Source organism: Psychroflexus salarius (assembly GCF_900129035.1).
GTDB classification, from domain to species: domain Bacteria; phylum Bacteroidota; class Bacteroidia; order Flavobacteriales; family Flavobacteriaceae; genus Psychroflexus; species Psychroflexus salarius.
On sequence record NZ_FQTW01000043.1, the window covers coordinates 1 to 1265 of the forward strand.

Below are 1265 nucleotides of genomic sequence, written 5' to 3' on the forward strand. Positions count from 1 at the left end.
GGAATAGAAAGTTTGGTATTAGATGTGACTGAATTCGATTGTTCTAATGTTGGAGCTAATACAGTAACTTTAACCGTTACTGATGTTAATGGTAATGAATTTTCATCATCAGCAGTAGTTACAGTTGAAGATAATATAGCGCCAGCAGTAATTACTCAGGATATTTTAATAGATCTCGACGATAACGGCGAAGCGAGTATTACAGCCGATCAAATAGATGCTGGTAGCAGTGATAATTGTGGTATAGAGAGTTTAGTATTAGACATCACAGACTTTACCAGTGCAGATGTTGGTGAGAATACGGTAACCCTAACGGTAACTGACGTAAATGGTAACGTTTCAACCGAAACAGCTATAGTAACGGTAGGTGATAACATACCACCAGTAGTCATTACACAAGATATAACGGTTGAATTAGATGAAAATGGAGAAGCAAGTATTACACCTGAGCAAATTGATGCTGGTAGTACTGATAATATTGCTATTGCAGCGCTTACGCTTGATACTTCTAGTTTCAATTGTTCAAATCTTGGAAATAACACGGTAAGTTTAACCGTGACAGATGTAAATGATAATCAAGCATCGGCAGAAGCTACTGTTACAGTCATCGATGTTATAGCACCAATTCTTGATATTCAAGATACTGTAACTGTGTTTTTAGATGAAAATGGCGAAGCAACTTTAGAGGCAGCGACAGTTGATAATGGAAGTTTTGATAACTGTTCAATTGAAAGTATAGCTATATCTGAACCTATTTTCTTCTGTAGTGATGAAGGCGAAAACATTGTCACTTTCCAAGCGACTGACACTTCAGGAAACGTTTCTACACTTCAATTTGTAGTGAATGTTGTGAGCGAGTTTGGTGATAATGACGGCGATGGCATTAAAGACAATTGTGACCCAGATGATGATAACGATGGTATTCCAGACACGGAAGATAACTGTCCATTAACATTCAATAAAGAACAATTTGACTTAGATGGTGATGGTATTGGCGATCGTTGCGATGATGATATTGATGGTGACGGTATCCTAAATGCAGAAGATAATTGTCCAGAAGCTTATAATCCAGGCCAAGAAGACCGTGATGGCGATGGTATAGGAGATGTTTGTGACTTGATGGAAATTAATGTGTCTGAAGCCTTTACACCAAATGGTGATGGCATTAATGATACTTGGATGATTTACAATTTAGAGAGTTATCCTAATACGTCCGTGAGAGTCTTTAATAAATGGGGTGATGAAGTCTTTAAGCAAACCAATTA

General features: G+C 37.5%; 1 protein-coding gene. It reads left to right on the top strand.

Translation table 11 applies throughout. From position 1 onward, the window contains the following. Window positions 1–1265 (top strand): thrombospondin type 3 repeat-containing protein (locus tag BUB82_RS11660; RefSeq protein WP_143185702.1); only part of this gene is annotated, 1265 nt, incomplete at both ends.